The sequence below is a fragment of the Silvanigrella paludirubra genome (assembly GCF_009208775.1).
Classification (GTDB): Bacteria; Bdellovibrionota_B; Oligoflexia; order Silvanigrellales; family Silvanigrellaceae; genus Silvanigrella; species Silvanigrella paludirubra.
Window position 1 is genome coordinate 13,529 of sequence record NZ_WFLM01000004.1, and the last position, 15,215, is coordinate 28,743.

Below are 15,215 nucleotides of genomic sequence, written 5' to 3' on the forward strand. Positions count from 1 at the left end.
TTAATACCCATATTAAACTCCTTAAAAAATCACCCTACTTTTCTTATTTCAAGATCATTTTTATTTTCATCGTTTTCTGTATCTTTTTTAGATAAATAAACACCAAAAATAATAAAACAAATGCCTATCAATTTTGCAATCGTTGAGGTGATTTCAGAATTTTTATTGTCTAAAATAACACTTGTGATCATTTGTCCACTTATTAGCAAAAGCAAACTCTTTGTGGCACCAATTTTTGTAAAAGTGTAGCTATTAATTGCAACTAAAATGGCTCCTAAAAATCCTCCGACATAAGCATAAATAGGAATATTTGCATTTGTCTCAAAATGAAAACTTCCCATAGCAATAAGCAAGATAGATAAAAATACAAAGCCAACAATATGATTCCAAAAAGAAGCTTTAAAAGCGCCTATATCTTCGCTTAATCTTCCGTTAATAGCACGACTCAATCCGACAATAAATCCATTTAAAAGAGCGATAAAAATAAATTCAGTCATTGTTTTATTACCTAAAAAATATGATAATCCAGCTACCAGTTAAAACAAAAAATACCACCATAAAATCTTTAAATTTGAATCGTTTTTTTAAGGTTCCAAATAAACCAAAAGAATCACAAATAATGCCAAAAATAATTTGACCCAATAGCATAAGAGCAAGCGTTCCAGATAGGCCGAGTTTACTATTGATAGAAACAGAAGCTAAAATAACGGTAAATGCTCCAGGAATGCCACCTGAATAAAGCCAAAAGGAACTTTTTTTTGAAATACTTTTTGTTTTTTTAGGATTATTCATTCTTGAGTGAAATACTTTAGTAAACAAGTATATTAAAATAAGAGCCGCTATGCTACCAATTCCATGGGCTATCCAAGAAGAATAGAGTGGAGTGGTATATTTAGCTAAAGTGCTATTAAATAATATCATAATAGCAAGTATACAACCGCTACCAAGTGCAAGAATCCAGTCAAAGGAAAGTAACTTCATTATTATCTCTTTCATAATCTTAAATATTAAATAAACATAAAATTTAAATCATGCATTCGTAAATTAAGTGAAAAAGTGAATAAAATTTGATTCCACTATATTTTTCAAGTCCTAATGCGCAGGTTTCGAGGCAAGTGTACCCCTCTTTACAATCTTCAGGAATAAATTCTTTAATTGTTTTTAAGGCATTTTGATTGAGTTCTGGATTGCTAAATCCTTTGCTTCCTGCAAAACCGCAGCAAAGAATATCGTTAGGTATAATTACGTTGTTTGTACATTTATGAGCTAAATAAAGCATTTCTTTATTTTTATTTAAATTTGTTATAGAACAATTGATATGTAATAATATTTTTTTATCTGATTTTTTAAAATGATAATCTTTTAATTCTTCATATAAAAAAGAGATGGGATCGAAAATTCTTTTTATAATAGGATTTTCAGATTCTTTTGAATATATTTCGAAAATACAACTTGAATTTTCAATTAAAATAACAGCACTATGATTTTGTTTTATTACTTTAGAGAAATAAGTTAATAAATGATTTCGTTTTTTATTAGCTGTTTTATCGTAACCCATACTACAGTACATTAAACCACAACAGTCGTTATTTAAATTTATGACTTCTACTTTATATGAAAGTTTCTGAAGAATTTTGATAATTTTAGAAGTCATGGAATGATCATTGAAACTCATTACTTTTGATGCACAGGAAGGAAATAAATAAACTATTTTTTCAATCATGATATGAAGTCTTTATTTTAAGATATAGTTTACCAAAAAAGTGAATCATAAAATGAAACTGTGATAAAAAATTCCAAATATAGGATAAAAATACAGATTTATGTTTTATCCGCCAATTTTTAATAACCTTACCTGTATCCACTCCCACAGGACAAACAGTAGCACACATTCCGCTGGCAGCACAGGTGTCAGAGCCATAATATTTAAAATGTTTAAACATATTTTTGTATATTTTTGTTTTATTATTTTTTTGAATAAAATTCATGGCTCTTAAAGAAACAATTCTTTGTCTAGGAGTTAAACTAAGTCCATAAGAAGGACAAATTCTTTCACAGGCACCACATTCGTTACATTTGTCTAAATGTATATCTATTTCTGTTATTTGTTTTAAGTTTTTGGTATGAATGAATTTATCCGAAGAAAGAATGACATCAGGATTTAATATAATTTCAGGATCTAATATTTGTTTAATTTCATGCATAATATCATTTATCTCTTTTCCCCATTCAACTTCAATAAAAGGAGCGATATTTCGCCCTGTGCCATGTTCAGCTTTTAAGGAACCATTGTGTTTATCAATCACAAGAGTAGCTAAATTTTTCATAAATATTTCATATTTTATTTTGTCATTTTCGTTTTCAAATTTCATTTCTAATATAAAATGTAAATTGCCATCTTTGGCATGTCCAAATAAACAACTATTTTCAAAGCCATGCTGTTTAAAAAGTTCTTTTAAGTCAAAGCTTCCTTGCGGTAAACTTTCTAAAGGAAAAGCAACATCTTCAAGTAAAGCTAAGAAATTTGGTTTTCTTTGTGATTGGACAATAGGTAATATAGATTTTCTAATTTTCATGATTTTTTGATATTTATCGTTTTCATAGAATTGACTATATGTAATTACATTTTGGCAACGGTTTATTTTTTTGTTTATCTCTAATATTTTTTGATTTAAATTCATTTCTGATGAATCTCTTAAATCTATTATAAGTAAACAGTGCTCATAGGTATTTATTTCCTGTGAAAGAAATTCGCTTAACTCTTTTTTAGCGCATTTAATTGATGTTGCATCAAGAAACTCAAGTGATGAAATATTCTCATCATTTAAAATTAGGACGGCTTCCATTGCCGATCTTAAATCAGAAAAAAAACAGAGAGCCGCTTTTTTATATGGGTCTTCATAAATTGTTTTATAAGTAATACTTGAAATAAAACCAAGAGTTCCTTCCGATCCAATCATTAAGTGGGAAATAATATCTATAGGATCTTCAAAATCTAAAAATGAATTTAAGGAATAGCCAACTGTATTTTTTATTTTATATTTATTTTGAATTTTTTCTTTTATATTGTTATTTATTAATATTTTTTTTCTTATTTCAATTATTTTTTCACAAATAAATTTATTTGTTTTTTTAAAATCCTGAATAGATACTTCATCACTCGTATCTAATATTGTTCCGTTATTGAATATCACACGTATATTTTTTAGGGTGTGATAACTGTTATTTTTAACTCCACAGCACATTCCGCTTGCGTTATTTGCGGCTATCCCGCCAATTTTAGCAAAATCGAGCGAAGAGGGGTCGGGCCCTATTTTTTTTTGGTACTTTGCTAAATAATAATTCGCATCTTTCCCAATGACACCTGCTTGAAGTTCTATTTCATTTCCATCATTAAGTATTTTATATTTTCGCCATTTCCAGCTTATAACAAGAAGGACGGAGTCCGTAATAGATTGTCCCGATAGAGAGGAGCCTGCCGCTCTAATTGTTAAGGGAATTTTGTATTTTTTTGCTGATTTAAAAATAGATTGTATCTCAACTTCTTCATCTACAATAAGAACTAATTTGGGGACTAAATAGTAGTGACTCGCATCATTTGCATAGGAATAAAGACTAAGAGGGTCAAAAAGGATATTTTTTTTGGGGAGAGCTTGTTTTATGAGCTTTAGAAAATTATTGAAATTTTTGTCTTGTTCTGCAGCTATCATTCAAAAACCTTTGACTTTTTAAGTTGATTAATTTGAAATGCAAGCTTCACTCTATTGAAGATAAATATGGTATATATGAATTTGAATTTAATGTAAATATTGGTAAACATTGAATTATATTCTATCTTTAATGAAAAATAACAGTAATTTAAGGTGGTTATAAGAACTCCATTTTTGCATTATGAACTCGTTTTTTTGGAAAATGTTATTTAGAAAAAATAAGAATAATTTTCTGGAGCTTCTAATACCCCGATTTCTGCAACTATTAAGATAATTATCCCTAAAGAAGCTTGTATTTCTAAATTTTTTGCGATAGTAAGCAGGTTCCGATTTGATAGATGATCGGCCTATATTAAAAATGAAGGGGGGTGAATGATATGCCAGTAGTTAAGATTAAAGAAGGTGAAACCTTTGAAAGCGCAATGCGTCGTTTTAAGAAACAATGCGAAAAAGCAGGTATCCTTTCTGAAATTCGCAAACGTGAGCATTACGAAAAACCCTCTGTTAAAATTAAGAGAAAACGTATGGCGGCTCGTAAACGCGCCCTTAAAAAACAAAAGAAGCTTATGGCTTAATTTCGTTTTTTAGCTCATCAATAGCTTTAAAAGGAGGGTTGTGTTTACAGCTCTCCTTTTTCAATTTTGACTGATATGGTATCATACTCTCTACCTATAATTGGTAAGAGTTTTACTGCTTAAACAGTGAGGTTCTTTTTGAGACTTCGCAAACATTCTATCCAAAATATAATTCAAACCATTCCTCTTCAAGACCACCTACGACGTTTTATGGATGTGAAGCGTTCTGGAGGGAATGCGGTTGCAAAATGCCCATTTCATCAAGATTCTTCGCCAAGTATGTATATTTATCAAAATAATTATCATTGTTTTGCCTGCAAGGCTCATGGAACTGTGATTGATTATGAAATGCACCGTACGGGTTGTTCGTTTCGTGAGGCGGTGGAAAGTTTATCTCAAACGTATCAAATTCCTTTAGAATACGAATCAAGCTCTGAAGAAAAGCAGAATAGTGCCAAAAATGATTTTTTTGAGGCACAAAATAAAGAACTCGAAAAAATACATTTATTTTTTAAAGAAAATTTAAATAGCTTGATAGATAGTAATTCACATTCTATAAAGCTTGATTTTAAAGATTTTTTAATAAATAAATTAAAAAAATATATTGAATTTGTTTATACAGGGGAGCAATCTACTTGTGATTCCTTTATGGAAAATATTTCTTTAAAAGAGATTTTTAAATTAGATTTATCGGATAGATTTGCCTTTCCTATATATAAAGAAAATGGAAAATTAGGTGGATTTGCTTTTTCTAATAAAATAACCCAATTTAATAATGAAGAACCTTTTTCTGAAAATAACTTTTTAAGTTTTTTAAATGATTTAGAAATTTTTACTCCTTTTCCGAAATCGACATTACATTGGTTAAATTGGCACCAAGCAAGAAATCAATTAAATAATCAAAAAAATATAATTGTTACTGCAAATTTTTATGATTTATATTACTTACTTTCATTAGGTAAATTAAATACAATTGCTTGTTTGCAAAATAAAATAGATACGTCATTAGCAAAAGTTTTAGCTAAAAAAGTACCAAGAATCACGATTGCTGTTTCTTCTCTAGCAAATCAAAATATGTTTTTATGGAAAACATTTTTAGAAACGATAATTTTAAGTGATTTATCTTTTGATACCGTTTTTTTCTCATTACAAAATGAAAATATATCTTCAGAAGATTTAAATAAAGTCTTTTTAAATACAAAACCTCTTTGGGAAGAAATTGTAAATAAATTTTTTGATAATATTCCATCTTCTATTAAATTAGGAGAATTTCAAAAAAAACTGTTACCTATTTTTAATAAAATTGAGGATCAGTCTCGAAAAGAATTGATATTAGATAACATAGCAGCTAAATATTTTGGTTCCTCAAAAAAAATATTTGGATCTGCTAATTATAATAAGTATAAACTAAAAAGTTCGGATAATAATAAAGTAAATATTCCTCCAGTAGTTCAAAAAAATGAAATAAAAATAGAAAAAAAATTGCCCCAAAAAGAAACTCTTAAATTGGATAAAAATTTTGAAATTGAGAAAGAATATATTGCAAAATCTGTATATTTTTATCACAAAATTCTATTATCGGATTTGCCTTTAGCAAAAGAGGCACGTTTGTATTTAGAGCAAAGAGGAATTGAATTAGAACATATTGTTAAATGGGGATTTGGATTTTGCCCTTATTCAAATGAATTATCTAGAAAGGTTGAAAAAAAATTAGTCCCTTCTGAACCTTTACTTGAGCTTGGATTAATTAAAAAAAGTAAAATAAATGATGGCTTTTACGACTTTTTTCATGATAGAATAATAATACCTATTTATGGACATGAAGGCTCTATTATTGCACTTTCTGGTCGTTTATTTCAACCTCATTTGCAATCAAAAACAAAAGAATTGCCAAAATATATAAATTCACCTGAGTCCGCAATTTTTGCAAAATCGAATGTTTTATATCATTTTTACGCTGCTCTTCAATCCATAGTTAGTTATGGTTTTGTATTAGTAGTTGAAGGTTATATGGATTGTATTTCTTTAGTGAATGCTGGGGTAACAAATACGGTCGCTGTTATGGGAACAAGTCTTACCCACTCACATATGGAAGCTCTTTCAAAAGTAACTAAAAGAATAATTATATGCTTTGACTCGGATAAAGCAGGTCAAAATGCAGCAAGAAGAACTTTCTTTATTGCTTTTCCTTTTAAAGGAATTGATTTGGAGTATTTAGAAATTCCTGATGGAAAAGATCCAGACGATTTTATTAAAAAATATGGGGTGAATGAATTTCATGCTTTAATACCTAAGACAGAGCCTTTGTTAAATAGGGTATGCAAATGGTTTTTTGAAGAATCTAATTTTAAGCCAGAAGTTTTTTTAAGGCAGGCAAAAGAACATATTCTTCCTATTATTTTGCAGCACCCTGATAAACAAGTTCAAGACGAATCCTTACTATTTTTATGTGACAAATACTTTGAAAATGTATATCCTGAAGACCTTCGACAAGAAATGGAAGGCTTATCTTCATTGCATATAAAGCCTCATTTTGTTAAAGACGTCGCTAAGCCTGAAGCCTTTTCTCTTGAAGAGTGGCCTGTCTTTTCCGTTACTGAAGTTAAATTAATTTTATCACTTGTCCATTCAAGGTTTTATGAGTTACCAATACGCTTGCGTAATGTAGCTCAAGGATTATCAAGCTCAGAAGAGGCTAACGAGCGTATTTGTGCATTAGCAATAAGCAATCAAATGAGTAAGATAAGTTTTTCTGTTTATCTTGAATTGCTGACAGCTATGGTTGAAAACCAGCACGTTTCTTTAATTGAGCTTGAAGACTTGGATAAATTTAACTTTTCGCATCAGACAAAAGTGGTTCTGGCTTATGCAAATTCAAATGTTCACATTTTATTTCAATATAAGATGGAGGAATTGCTGAAAGAAAGCTTGCCAGTGGGCGTGTCCATGATATCATTTAAGAACATTTGGGATTTAAAAAATTCTGGTTTTTTGAGGTTTCAGTTGCGAAATATTAAACTTTCCTCGCAAAGAGGTGTTTTATCGGCATTTACGGCTGAGGCTTTACTTCAATTGGAACTCGAATATATTGACAACGCTCTAAAAGCTTTTTCGAGTTTCCATTTTGATAATGAGATAGATAAACAGTTTCATGACCTTGTCAGAGAGCGTACAAGGCGTAGCAAGGAATTTGGTTCTTTTGAATCTTTTAATTTGCAATAAACGTAAAATTATTTCAATGTAACCGATTTGCGCTATTCAATTGTCCCTGAATAGGGTTTTTTTGTTTTGTGATTCTTGGGGGTTTTTAAAATATGACGAATTCCAAGTCAAAGTCTGCAACTGTAGGTGGTCAGAAACGTGCTTCTGAGCCAACCCAAAAAGAAAAATCCGCAAGCTCAAAGCCAGCTTCACAGCCATCAAAAAAAGTGGAAAAGAATCCGGTAAAGTCACAGAACTCTTCTAAGCCTGTGGATTTAAAAACGGTTAAAAAAGAGAATCATCAAACGATTAAAAAACAACCTAGCTCTAAATCAACTCAGAGCCCTGATGCGGATGAAAATCATTCTTTGGAAAAAGATACGAAAAAAACGGTGGTTTTTCGCTCTGAAAAAGATCCTAAAAGTCCACAAATAAAGTCGAATCGTGACGTTAAATTAACAGATAAAGGTACTGATAAAGAAAAATTAGTGCCTTCTAAATTAGAAAAAAACAATAAAGATACTATGGCGAATAAAAAAGTTACAAAACCAGCTGATGAAGAGTCTATGAATATAAATCCTAATATGGTTAAAAAAGAGTCTATTCCTGCTAAAGGTGGGAAACTTTCTCCTTTAAAATCAGATACTGTTTTAGCAAAAACCTCAGGTGGCAAACCCAATATCGTTATAAAAAAGAAGTCAGATAAAGACTCCTCCTCTTTAGAACAAGATAAAAAATCTTTGTTAAACGTAACAGATCCTTCTAAACAAAAGTCAAAATCAGCAGTAACAGGCGCTCAAGCAGATGGGACAAAGTCTCTTGCGACAAAATCAAAAGATGCCGCTGTTTCTTCTTCTGCAAAAGACAAAGATAAAAAAGTAGTAAAGAATGCGGTTTCTGAAAAGTCATCAGGTTCTAAAAAAGAATCCTCTAAGGCTTTGGATGGTGATTCATCAGAAGAAAAAGTAAGTTTAAAATCAGCTGTTCCTGGCTCTAAAAAGAAAGATTCTGCTAAAGCAGACCCAACTAAAAAATCAAGTAAACAAGGGAAACAAGGTAAAGGAGCAGATTCAGATGACGACGAATCATTTGAAGAAGTTTCTTTAGACGAAGAACCGGATGACTTTGGTGCTGAAGAAGAAGAAGATCTCCTAGGTGATGTCGATCTCGAAGCTGATGAATCTGCATCTCTTCCAGAAGACGATTTTCTTGCAGCTGAAGAATTTGGTGCTGATCTTGGTGGTGAAGAAGAAGAACTCGATGCTTCAGCAAGAAGTAACGATCCCGTTCGTGTTTATTTAAGAAAAATGGGACAAGTTGCTCTTTTATCTCGCGACGGCGAAGTTGAAATTGCCAAAAAAATTGAAAATGAAGAGAACAAGCTGTTAGAGCACCTTGTTTCTTTACGCATTGGTATCAACCATATGTGTGATGTAGGACAAAAATTTATTGATGGTGTGATTAAAGCGAAAAACCTTGTAAAAGGTTTTGACGACGAACAAGATCAAGCAAATGATGAAGGCCAATCCCAAAGAGTTCGTGTACTTGTTGAAAGCTTTATGAAGCTTGCGAAAACAGTCATCGAAATTGAAGATAAATTTGGCTTACAAGGTCTTGATAAACTCTCTGCTCATGAAAGAGAAATTTTAAAAGAATCACGCGATCAAATGTTTGAAATTGTAAAAGAGATCAACATCAATCGTCGTATTATTCAACAAATCGTTGCTGAGTTAGACACCCACGCAAAAAGTGTTTCCGACTGTATGAAAGAAACAAATAAAGTGAAGGTGAGAACGCGTTTAGATGAAGCTCGTTTATCTGCTTATTGCAATGCCAATGCGCCAAGGCCTATAGAAGTAAACTTTTTAACAGAAAAAGATTGGGAAAACTTTAAAAACACTTATATCTCTGCACAAAATGCAATTTTAATGAGTGAGCAAGCTTGTTTCCTTAGTAGAAGTGAAATTGCGATAAAGTACCAAGTTATTAGTAATGCTAATCGTTTCGCAGAAGAAGCAAAACGTGAATTAATAGAAGCAAACCTTCGTTTAGTTGTTTCCATTGCTAAAAAATACATGAACCGTGGTCTTCAATTTTTGGATCTTATCCAAGAAGGTAACATTGGTCTTATGAAAGCAGTAGAAAAATTTGAATACCGTCGTGGTTACAAATTTAGTACTTATGCTACTTGGTGGATTCGCCAAGCGATCACACGTGCTATTGCGGATCAAGCTCGTACCATTCGTATTCCTGTTCATATGATTGAAACGATCAATAAAATGGTTCGTACAAGTCGTCAATTGGTTCAAGAGATGGGTAGAGAACCTACTCCTGAAGAAATTGCACAGCGTATGGATATGAGTATTGAAAAAGTACGTAAGGTTATGAAAATTGCGCGTGAGCCAATTTCTTTGGAAGCTCCTATTGGGGAAGAAGAAGATAATCATTATGGAGACTTTTTAGAAGATAAAGCACATGGTGCGCCTATAGACATTGTGGCAAACCAAAGCTTATCTGAGCAAACTAAAAAAGTTCTTGCTACTTTAACTTCTCGCGAAGAAAAAGTGTTACGTATGCGTTTTGGTATTGGTGAAAAGACGGACCATACTTTGGAAGAAGTAGGGCAAAGTTTTGATGTAACTAGGGAACGTATTCGTCAGATTGAAGCAAAAGCGTTACGTAAACTTCGTCATCCAAGCCGTTCTAAAAAATTAAAAGCTTTCATTGAAAGTTAATTTTAATAATTTAATTAATTTAGCTAACATAAGCCCTAATTTTTGGTTTTCAATATTCCATAATTAGGGCTTATTTTTTATTAAGATTGGATTGAATCTCATAAAAATTAAAAACTTTTGCATGCTTAACTTTTAATTGATTTTAAATAATTAATAAAATTATTGATATCATAAGAATTATCAATATAGTCAATATATTCAATGTTTTTTTTCATATTTTTCAAACAATTGCCACCAACCATATATTTTAAAGAAAAATTTATTTTAGGATTATTTTTTAAAAAGTATACAAAATTTTCTAGTTTTATTAAATGCTCTTCAAGCGCAATAGAAATAGCAATTGCTTTTGGACAAATTTTTATTATTAAATTTACTAATTCATCTTCAGATAATGGATAAAGTATAACATAACTTGTAACTCCTGCATCTTTAAGAACAATATCAAGAAATCGAATGCCTATTGTATGTGAATTTCCTTCTATGCATATAAGAATTACATCAATTTTATTTTCTATTTTTCCAAACTCATCTATGCTTATTTTGCTTAAAATTAAATTTATAATACTATTACTAAAATGTGAAAATAAGTGCTCTTGTTCAATACTCAATTGTTTTTTTTCAAATAAATTACCAATTTTTCTCATAATCGGTTGAATAATTCCCATAATCACGTCTGAATATTGTAATCCTAAACTTAAACCTTTTTTCAATACATCTTCAGGAGCTATGATAATTCCATTTCTACCTTGGTTTTCTATTTCAGAAAAAAATTCCTGAATTTCGGTCAATTTAATAATGTCAAATGTATTTTTATTTGAAAATTTTGATTTACATTTTAAACAAAGGCCATGAGTAATTGTATAATCATGATAAGGTTCTTTTTCGCCAATAAATTTAGCACAATATGAACACCATCTTATCATAATATTTCCAATTATTAATTTTGAATTTTCTAGAAAAATCTTACAACTAAAATGTATCGGAATATTTATTAATTTTTTAAGTAAATAATTAAATTAAGGATAAAGAGGTACTAAGAGGCTGAAACGGAAAAATGAGGAGTAAGTAAACCTGTGGGGAGGGTAAAATTAGGGATTAGTTAAAAATTATTTTTAGATTTTGTAGAACATAGTTAATTTAAAATTTAAAGTATAAATTCTTTTTCAGCGTCAATTTTTACTTTTCCAGTAAAGTTTTTTAAAGGAACATAACCTTTTTCAATAGAAATTTTTGCAGCATAAATATCTTTAAAATTTTCACCAATAGAATTTAAAACTTGTTCTGCTAAAAATTCGAGTAACTTTACTTTTTCTAGCGTTTTTATTTTATGAATGATATGTTCACAGACAGCGCCATAATCAACTGTATTACTCAGTTTATCTAGGGTGTTGTTGTATTTGATTTTAATAGACAAATTTATTGTGATATTTTGTCCTATTTTTTCTTCGTATTCATTTGCACCTAGATAGAGAAATGTTTTCATTTCTGAAATGTGTATCCAGCAAAATTGATCATCAGTTGACAAATATGGTGTCGATGAAAATTTCATTTTTTGTTTCCTAATGGTTGGCTATCCTTAAAAACAAAGTTATATGTGGAAAAGAGTATTGTTTTTTCCATTATGAAACTCATACATAGAATAAAGGTAAAAAAATGACAAACCAAAATGTTTCTGAAATTTCAAAAAAATATATTGATATGGCTGATAAGTTTGGTGCCCATAATTACCACCCCTTAAAAGTAGTTATAACAAAAGGTTCTGGCGAATGGGTTTGGGATATTGATGGTAAAAAATATCTTGATATGTTGAGTGCATATAGTGCTGTAAATCAGGGGCATTGTCACCCAAGAATGCAACAGACACTTATGGAACAAGCCCAAAAAGTAACTTTAACTTCAAGAGCTTTTCATAATGATCAAATGGGTCCTTGGTTAAAACAATTAACTCTTTTGTGTAAAAAAGACAAAGCACTTCCAATGAATACCGGTGCAGAAGCCGTTGAGACAGCAATAAAAGTTGCACGTAAATGGGGTTATTTAGTTAAAAAAGTACCTAGACACCAAGCAGAAATTATTGTTTGTGACCATAATTTTCATGGCCGTACAACAACAATTGTAAGTTTTTCTAGTGAACCTCAATATAAAGATGATTTTGGTCCATACTGTGGTGGTTTTCGCTCTGTTCCTTATGGAGATGCGGCCGCTCTAGAAAAAGCAATAACTCCAAATACCGTTGGGTTTTTATTTGAGCCTATTCAAGGAGAAGCAGGAATTATCATTCCTGCACAAGGGTATCTTGAGAAAGTAAGTCAAATTTGTAAAAAACATAATGTGCTTTGTATAGCAGATGAAATTCAAACAGGCTTAGGTCGTACTGGTAAACTTTTTGCTCACTTATATGAAAATTGTGAACCCGATTTAATTATCCTTGGAAAAGCATTAGGTGGTGCTTATTATCCTATTTCTGCAGTCGTTGGAAACGACGATATTTTAGGGCTTTTAAAACCAGGCGATCATGGTTCTACTTTTGGCGGAAATTCAATGGCTTGTGCTTTGTCACAGACCGCTTTGAGTATTATTGAAGACGAAAAACTTGCAGATAGAGCATTTAAATTAGGCAATCAATTTAGAGAAGGTTTAGCTCATTTGCCCAAAAAAGTAGTGAAAGAAATTCGTGGAAAAGGTCTATTAAATGGGATTGAAATTCATCCAGAAGCTGGTAAAGGTCGTTTTTATAGTGAACTTCTTCAAGAAAGAGGAATTCTTGCAAAAGAAACCCATGATTATACCATACGTTTTGCACCACCTTTAGTTATGAAAGATGAAAGTATGCGTTTTGCGATTGATACCATTTCTGAAGTTTTTGCAAAAACTCAAGCAGAATGGCTGCAAAAATCATAATCCTTATTTTTGGAAAGAGTTGACAAAGAAAAGAACACCTGTTAAAAATGAAATTGCTTTCACAAGCGTCCGTTTTTATTTATATGGCGCAACCAGCCAAAAATCCCTTCTTTTTATTTATTCCTTCAACTTTTTTCTTTTGGAATCATTTAGCATGGTAGATGACAAAAATAATGATGACTTCGATAATGAGTCTCCGTCCCCGCGTAAACGCACAACGAATTCAACAACCAGACGTTACATTCGTAGAACACCTGAAGAAAGTACGCTTTTTAATGAAAATGCGACTTCTTCTTCATCTCAGAATGACTCTGACAGCGAAGGTATTTCTACTTACACACCGTCTAGACGCGTTTTTACCAGGTCAAAAGACCCATCAAACATGTCTTCGTCTCCTTCTTCATCTCAAAATAATCATTCATCTTCTTCGAATTCGACGTTTACTCCACGCCCGTCTCCATTTGGAATGAATGCTCCCCCTCCAAACAGAATGGGTTCCCCACAGGCTTCCATGAACGCAGGAGGAGGATCTACCGTGCATCCCGCATCACCAGCAATGCAACAGCAATCTCATACTACGGCAAGTTCAACTAGTAATAACAATACTCCGAATCAGCCTCAGCAGTATCGTACCTCTTACCAAGGTCACAATAACCAACAACGTAACAACCATCCTTCTTCTAGAAGACCAGATCAATCTCGCCCTGTTCCAACGGGAGCTGACGAAAAAGAGCCTGAGTTTAATTCAGAAGTTCCTGTTATGAATTTAAAAGAGCTAAAAGAAAAACACATTAGCGATTTAGTTCATATGGCGAAAGACATGGGCATTGACGGCGCAGCAAACTTAAGAAAACAAGATCTTGTTTTTTCTTTGTTAGAGGCTCAAGCTGTTCGCAATGGTGTTGTTTACTCTGAAGGTGTGCTTGAAACGTTGCCTGACGGTTTCGGTTTTTTAAGAGCCCCTGATTATAATTATTTGCCTGGGCCAGATGACATCTATGTATCTCCATCACAAATTCGTAGATTTAATTTACGTACAGGAGACACTGTTTCTGGACAAATTCGTCCACCAAAAGACAATGAGCGTTACTTTGCTTTATTAAAAGTAGAATCCGTAAATGGCGAAACACCAGACTTTACTGGTGAGAAAATTTTGTTTGATAACTTAACAACCATTCACCCCGATTTCCGCTTTAAATTGGAAAACGATCCACAAATTTACAGTACACGTTTAATCGATCTTTTTGCTCCTATTGGAAAAGGTCAACGTGCTCTTATTGTGGCGCCTCCAAAAACAGGTAAAACTATTTTACTTCAAAATATTGCGAATTCCATTGCAATAAACCACCCTGAAGCCGTGTTAATTGTTCTTCTTATTGACGAACGTCCGGAAGAAGTAACAGACATGGAACGCTCTGTACGCGGTGAAGTTGTGAGCAGTACCTTTGATGAACCTGCACAACGTCACGTTCAAGTTGCCGAAATGGTAATTGAAAAAGCAAAAAGGTTGGTTGAGCATAAAAAAGATGTTGTTATCTTATTAGACTCCATCACTCGTCTTGCGCGTGCGTACAACAGTGTTGTGCCACCAAGCGGAAAAATATTAACTGGTGGTGTCGACGCGAACGCACTTCACAAACCAAAAAGATTTTTCGGTGCGGCGCGTAACGTGGAAGAAGGCGGAAGTCTTACTATCATTGCAACTGCGCTTATCGACACAGGAAGCCGTATGGACGAAGTTATCTTTGAAGAATTCAAAGGTACAGGTAACATGGAACTTGTTCTCGATCGCCGCTTAGCAGAACGCCGTGTGTTCCCGGCAATTGACATTAATAAGAGTGCAACTCGTCGTGAAGATCTCCTTCTTGCACGCGAAACTCTCAATCGTCTTTGGGTACTCCGTAAAGTATTGCATCCAATGTCTCCAATCGAGTCCATGGAATTTTTATTGCAACGTTTTGAACGCTGCGAAACCAATGATGACTTTTTAAATAGTATGAATGGTTAATTTCTAATTTATTCTATTTCATTAAGAAATTAAAAATCCCCTTTCGAAAGTTTGGGGATTTTTTTTTATGTGATTTGAAGAAAAA

The 15,215-nt window shown here is 32.1% G+C and carries 11 protein-coding genes; 5 read left to right on the top strand and 6 right to left on the bottom strand.

The features are described from left to right. Window positions 1–29 precede the first annotated feature (29 nt). The 4 genes from GCL60_RS10645 to GCL60_RS10660 are packed head-to-tail and all read right to left on the bottom strand — an operon-like array spanning window position 30 to window position 3,710. Window positions 30–497 carry a DMT family transporter gene (locus GCL60_RS10645; RefSeq protein ID WP_153420647.1) on the bottom strand — a complete coding sequence of 156 codons (468 nt, stop codon included), beginning with the start codon at window positions 495–497 and terminating at the stop codon, window positions 30–32. A gap of 7 nt (window positions 498–504) precedes the next feature. Next, window positions 505–981, bottom strand: coding sequence for a DMT family transporter (locus GCL60_RS10650; protein WP_153420648.1), 477 nt, complete (start codon window positions 979–981; stop codon window positions 505–507). Between the two features lie 43 nt (window positions 982–1,024). Next, window positions 1,025–1,723, bottom strand: a complete 699-nt coding sequence (locus tag GCL60_RS10655; RefSeq protein WP_153420649.1) for a heterodisulfide reductase-related iron-sulfur binding cluster — start codon at window positions 1,721–1,723, stop codon at window positions 1,025–1,027. Continuing rightward, window positions 1,716–3,710, bottom strand: a complete 1,995-nt coding sequence (locus GCL60_RS10660) for an FAD-binding and (Fe-S)-binding domain-containing protein (RefSeq protein ID WP_153420650.1) — start codon at window positions 3,708–3,710, stop codon at window positions 1,716–1,718. Before GCL60_RS10660 ends, GCL60_RS10655 begins: the two co-directional genes overlap by 8 nt. Window positions 3,711–4,087: 377 nt before the next feature. Between GCL60_RS10660 and rpsU the strand changes: the two genes are divergently transcribed. The 3 genes from rpsU (at window position 4,088) to rpoD (ending at window position 10,221) form a co-directional block, all read left to right on the top strand. Further along, a complete protein-coding gene (gene rpsU, locus GCL60_RS10665; RefSeq protein ID WP_148698276.1) occupies window positions 4,088–4,285 on the top strand; it encodes a 30S ribosomal protein S21 in 198 nt (65 codons plus the stop codon). A 138-nt stretch (window positions 4,286–4,423) separates the two neighbouring features. Then, window positions 4,424–7,507, top strand: coding sequence for a toprim domain-containing protein (locus GCL60_RS10670; RefSeq protein ID WP_161998168.1), 3,084 nt, complete (start codon window positions 4,424–4,426; stop codon window positions 7,505–7,507). A 563-nt stretch (window positions 7,508–8,070) separates the two neighbouring features. Continuing rightward, on the top strand, window positions 8,071–10,221 hold the full coding sequence (rpoD, locus tag GCL60_RS10675; protein ID WP_237639063.1) for an RNA polymerase sigma factor RpoD: 2,151 nt from the start codon (window positions 8,071–8,073) through the stop codon (window positions 10,219–10,221). A gap of 125 nt (window positions 10,222–10,346) precedes the next feature. Here the strand turns inward: rpoD and GCL60_RS10680 are convergent, their stop codons facing one another. Then, a complete protein-coding gene (locus GCL60_RS10680; protein ID WP_153420653.1) occupies window positions 10,347–11,144 on the bottom strand; it encodes a cobalamin B12-binding domain-containing protein in 798 nt (265 codons plus the stop codon). 221 nt (window positions 11,145–11,365) lie between these two features. Next, window positions 11,366–11,770, bottom strand: a complete 405-nt coding sequence (locus GCL60_RS10685) for a dihydroneopterin aldolase (RefSeq protein WP_153420654.1) — start codon at window positions 11,768–11,770, stop codon at window positions 11,366–11,368. Window positions 11,771–11,874: 104 nt separating this feature from the next. Here GCL60_RS10685 and rocD point away from each other — a divergent pair, with 104 nt between their 5' ends. Then, window positions 11,875–13,122, top strand: coding sequence for an ornithine--oxo-acid transaminase (gene rocD / locus GCL60_RS10690; RefSeq protein WP_153420655.1), 1,248 nt, complete (start codon window positions 11,875–11,877; stop codon window positions 13,120–13,122). A gap of 556 nt (window positions 13,123–13,678) precedes the next feature. Continuing rightward, window positions 13,679–15,130: a transcription termination factor Rho gene (rho, locus tag GCL60_RS10695; protein WP_419964831.1), complete on the top strand. Its 1,452-nt coding sequence runs from the start codon at window positions 13,679–13,681 to the stop codon at window positions 15,128–15,130. Window positions 15,131–15,215 lie beyond the last annotated feature (85 nt).

Excerpts from the sequence above, each read along its gene's own strand:
- GCL60_RS10680 (WP_153420653.1), bottom strand. The coding sequence starts at position 11,144 with ATGATAAGATGGTGTTCATATTGTGCTAAATTTATTGGCGAAAAAGAA.
- rpsU (WP_148698276.1), top strand. The coding sequence starts at position 4,088 with ATGCCAGTAGTTAAGATTAAAGAAGGTGAAACCTTTGAAAGCGCAATG.
- GCL60_RS10685 (WP_153420654.1), bottom strand. The coding sequence starts at position 11,770 with ATGAAATTTTCATCGACACCATATTTGTCAACTGATGATCAATTTTGC.
- rocD (WP_153420655.1), top strand. The coding sequence starts at position 11,875 with ATGACAAACCAAAATGTTTCTGAAATTTCAAAAAAATATATTGATATG.
- GCL60_RS10650 (WP_153420648.1), bottom strand. The coding sequence starts at position 981 with ATGAAGTTACTTTCCTTTGACTGGATTCTTGCACTTGGTAGCGGTTGT.
- rho (WP_419964831.1), top strand. The coding sequence starts at position 13,679 with ATGCAACAGCAATCTCATACTACGGCAAGTTCAACTAGTAATAACAAT.
- GCL60_RS10660 (WP_153420650.1), bottom strand. The coding sequence starts at position 3,710 with ATGATAGCTGCAGAACAAGACAAAAATTTCAATAATTTTCTAAAGCTC.
- GCL60_RS10645 (WP_153420647.1), bottom strand. The coding sequence starts at position 497 with ATGACTGAATTTATTTTTATCGCTCTTTTAAATGGATTTATTGTCGGA.
- GCL60_RS10655 (WP_153420649.1), bottom strand. The coding sequence starts at position 1,723 with ATGATTGAAAAAATAGTTTATTTATTTCCTTCCTGTGCATCAAAAGTA.
- rpoD (WP_237639063.1), top strand. The coding sequence starts at position 8,071 with ATGGTTAAAAAAGAGTCTATTCCTGCTAAAGGTGGGAAACTTTCTCCT.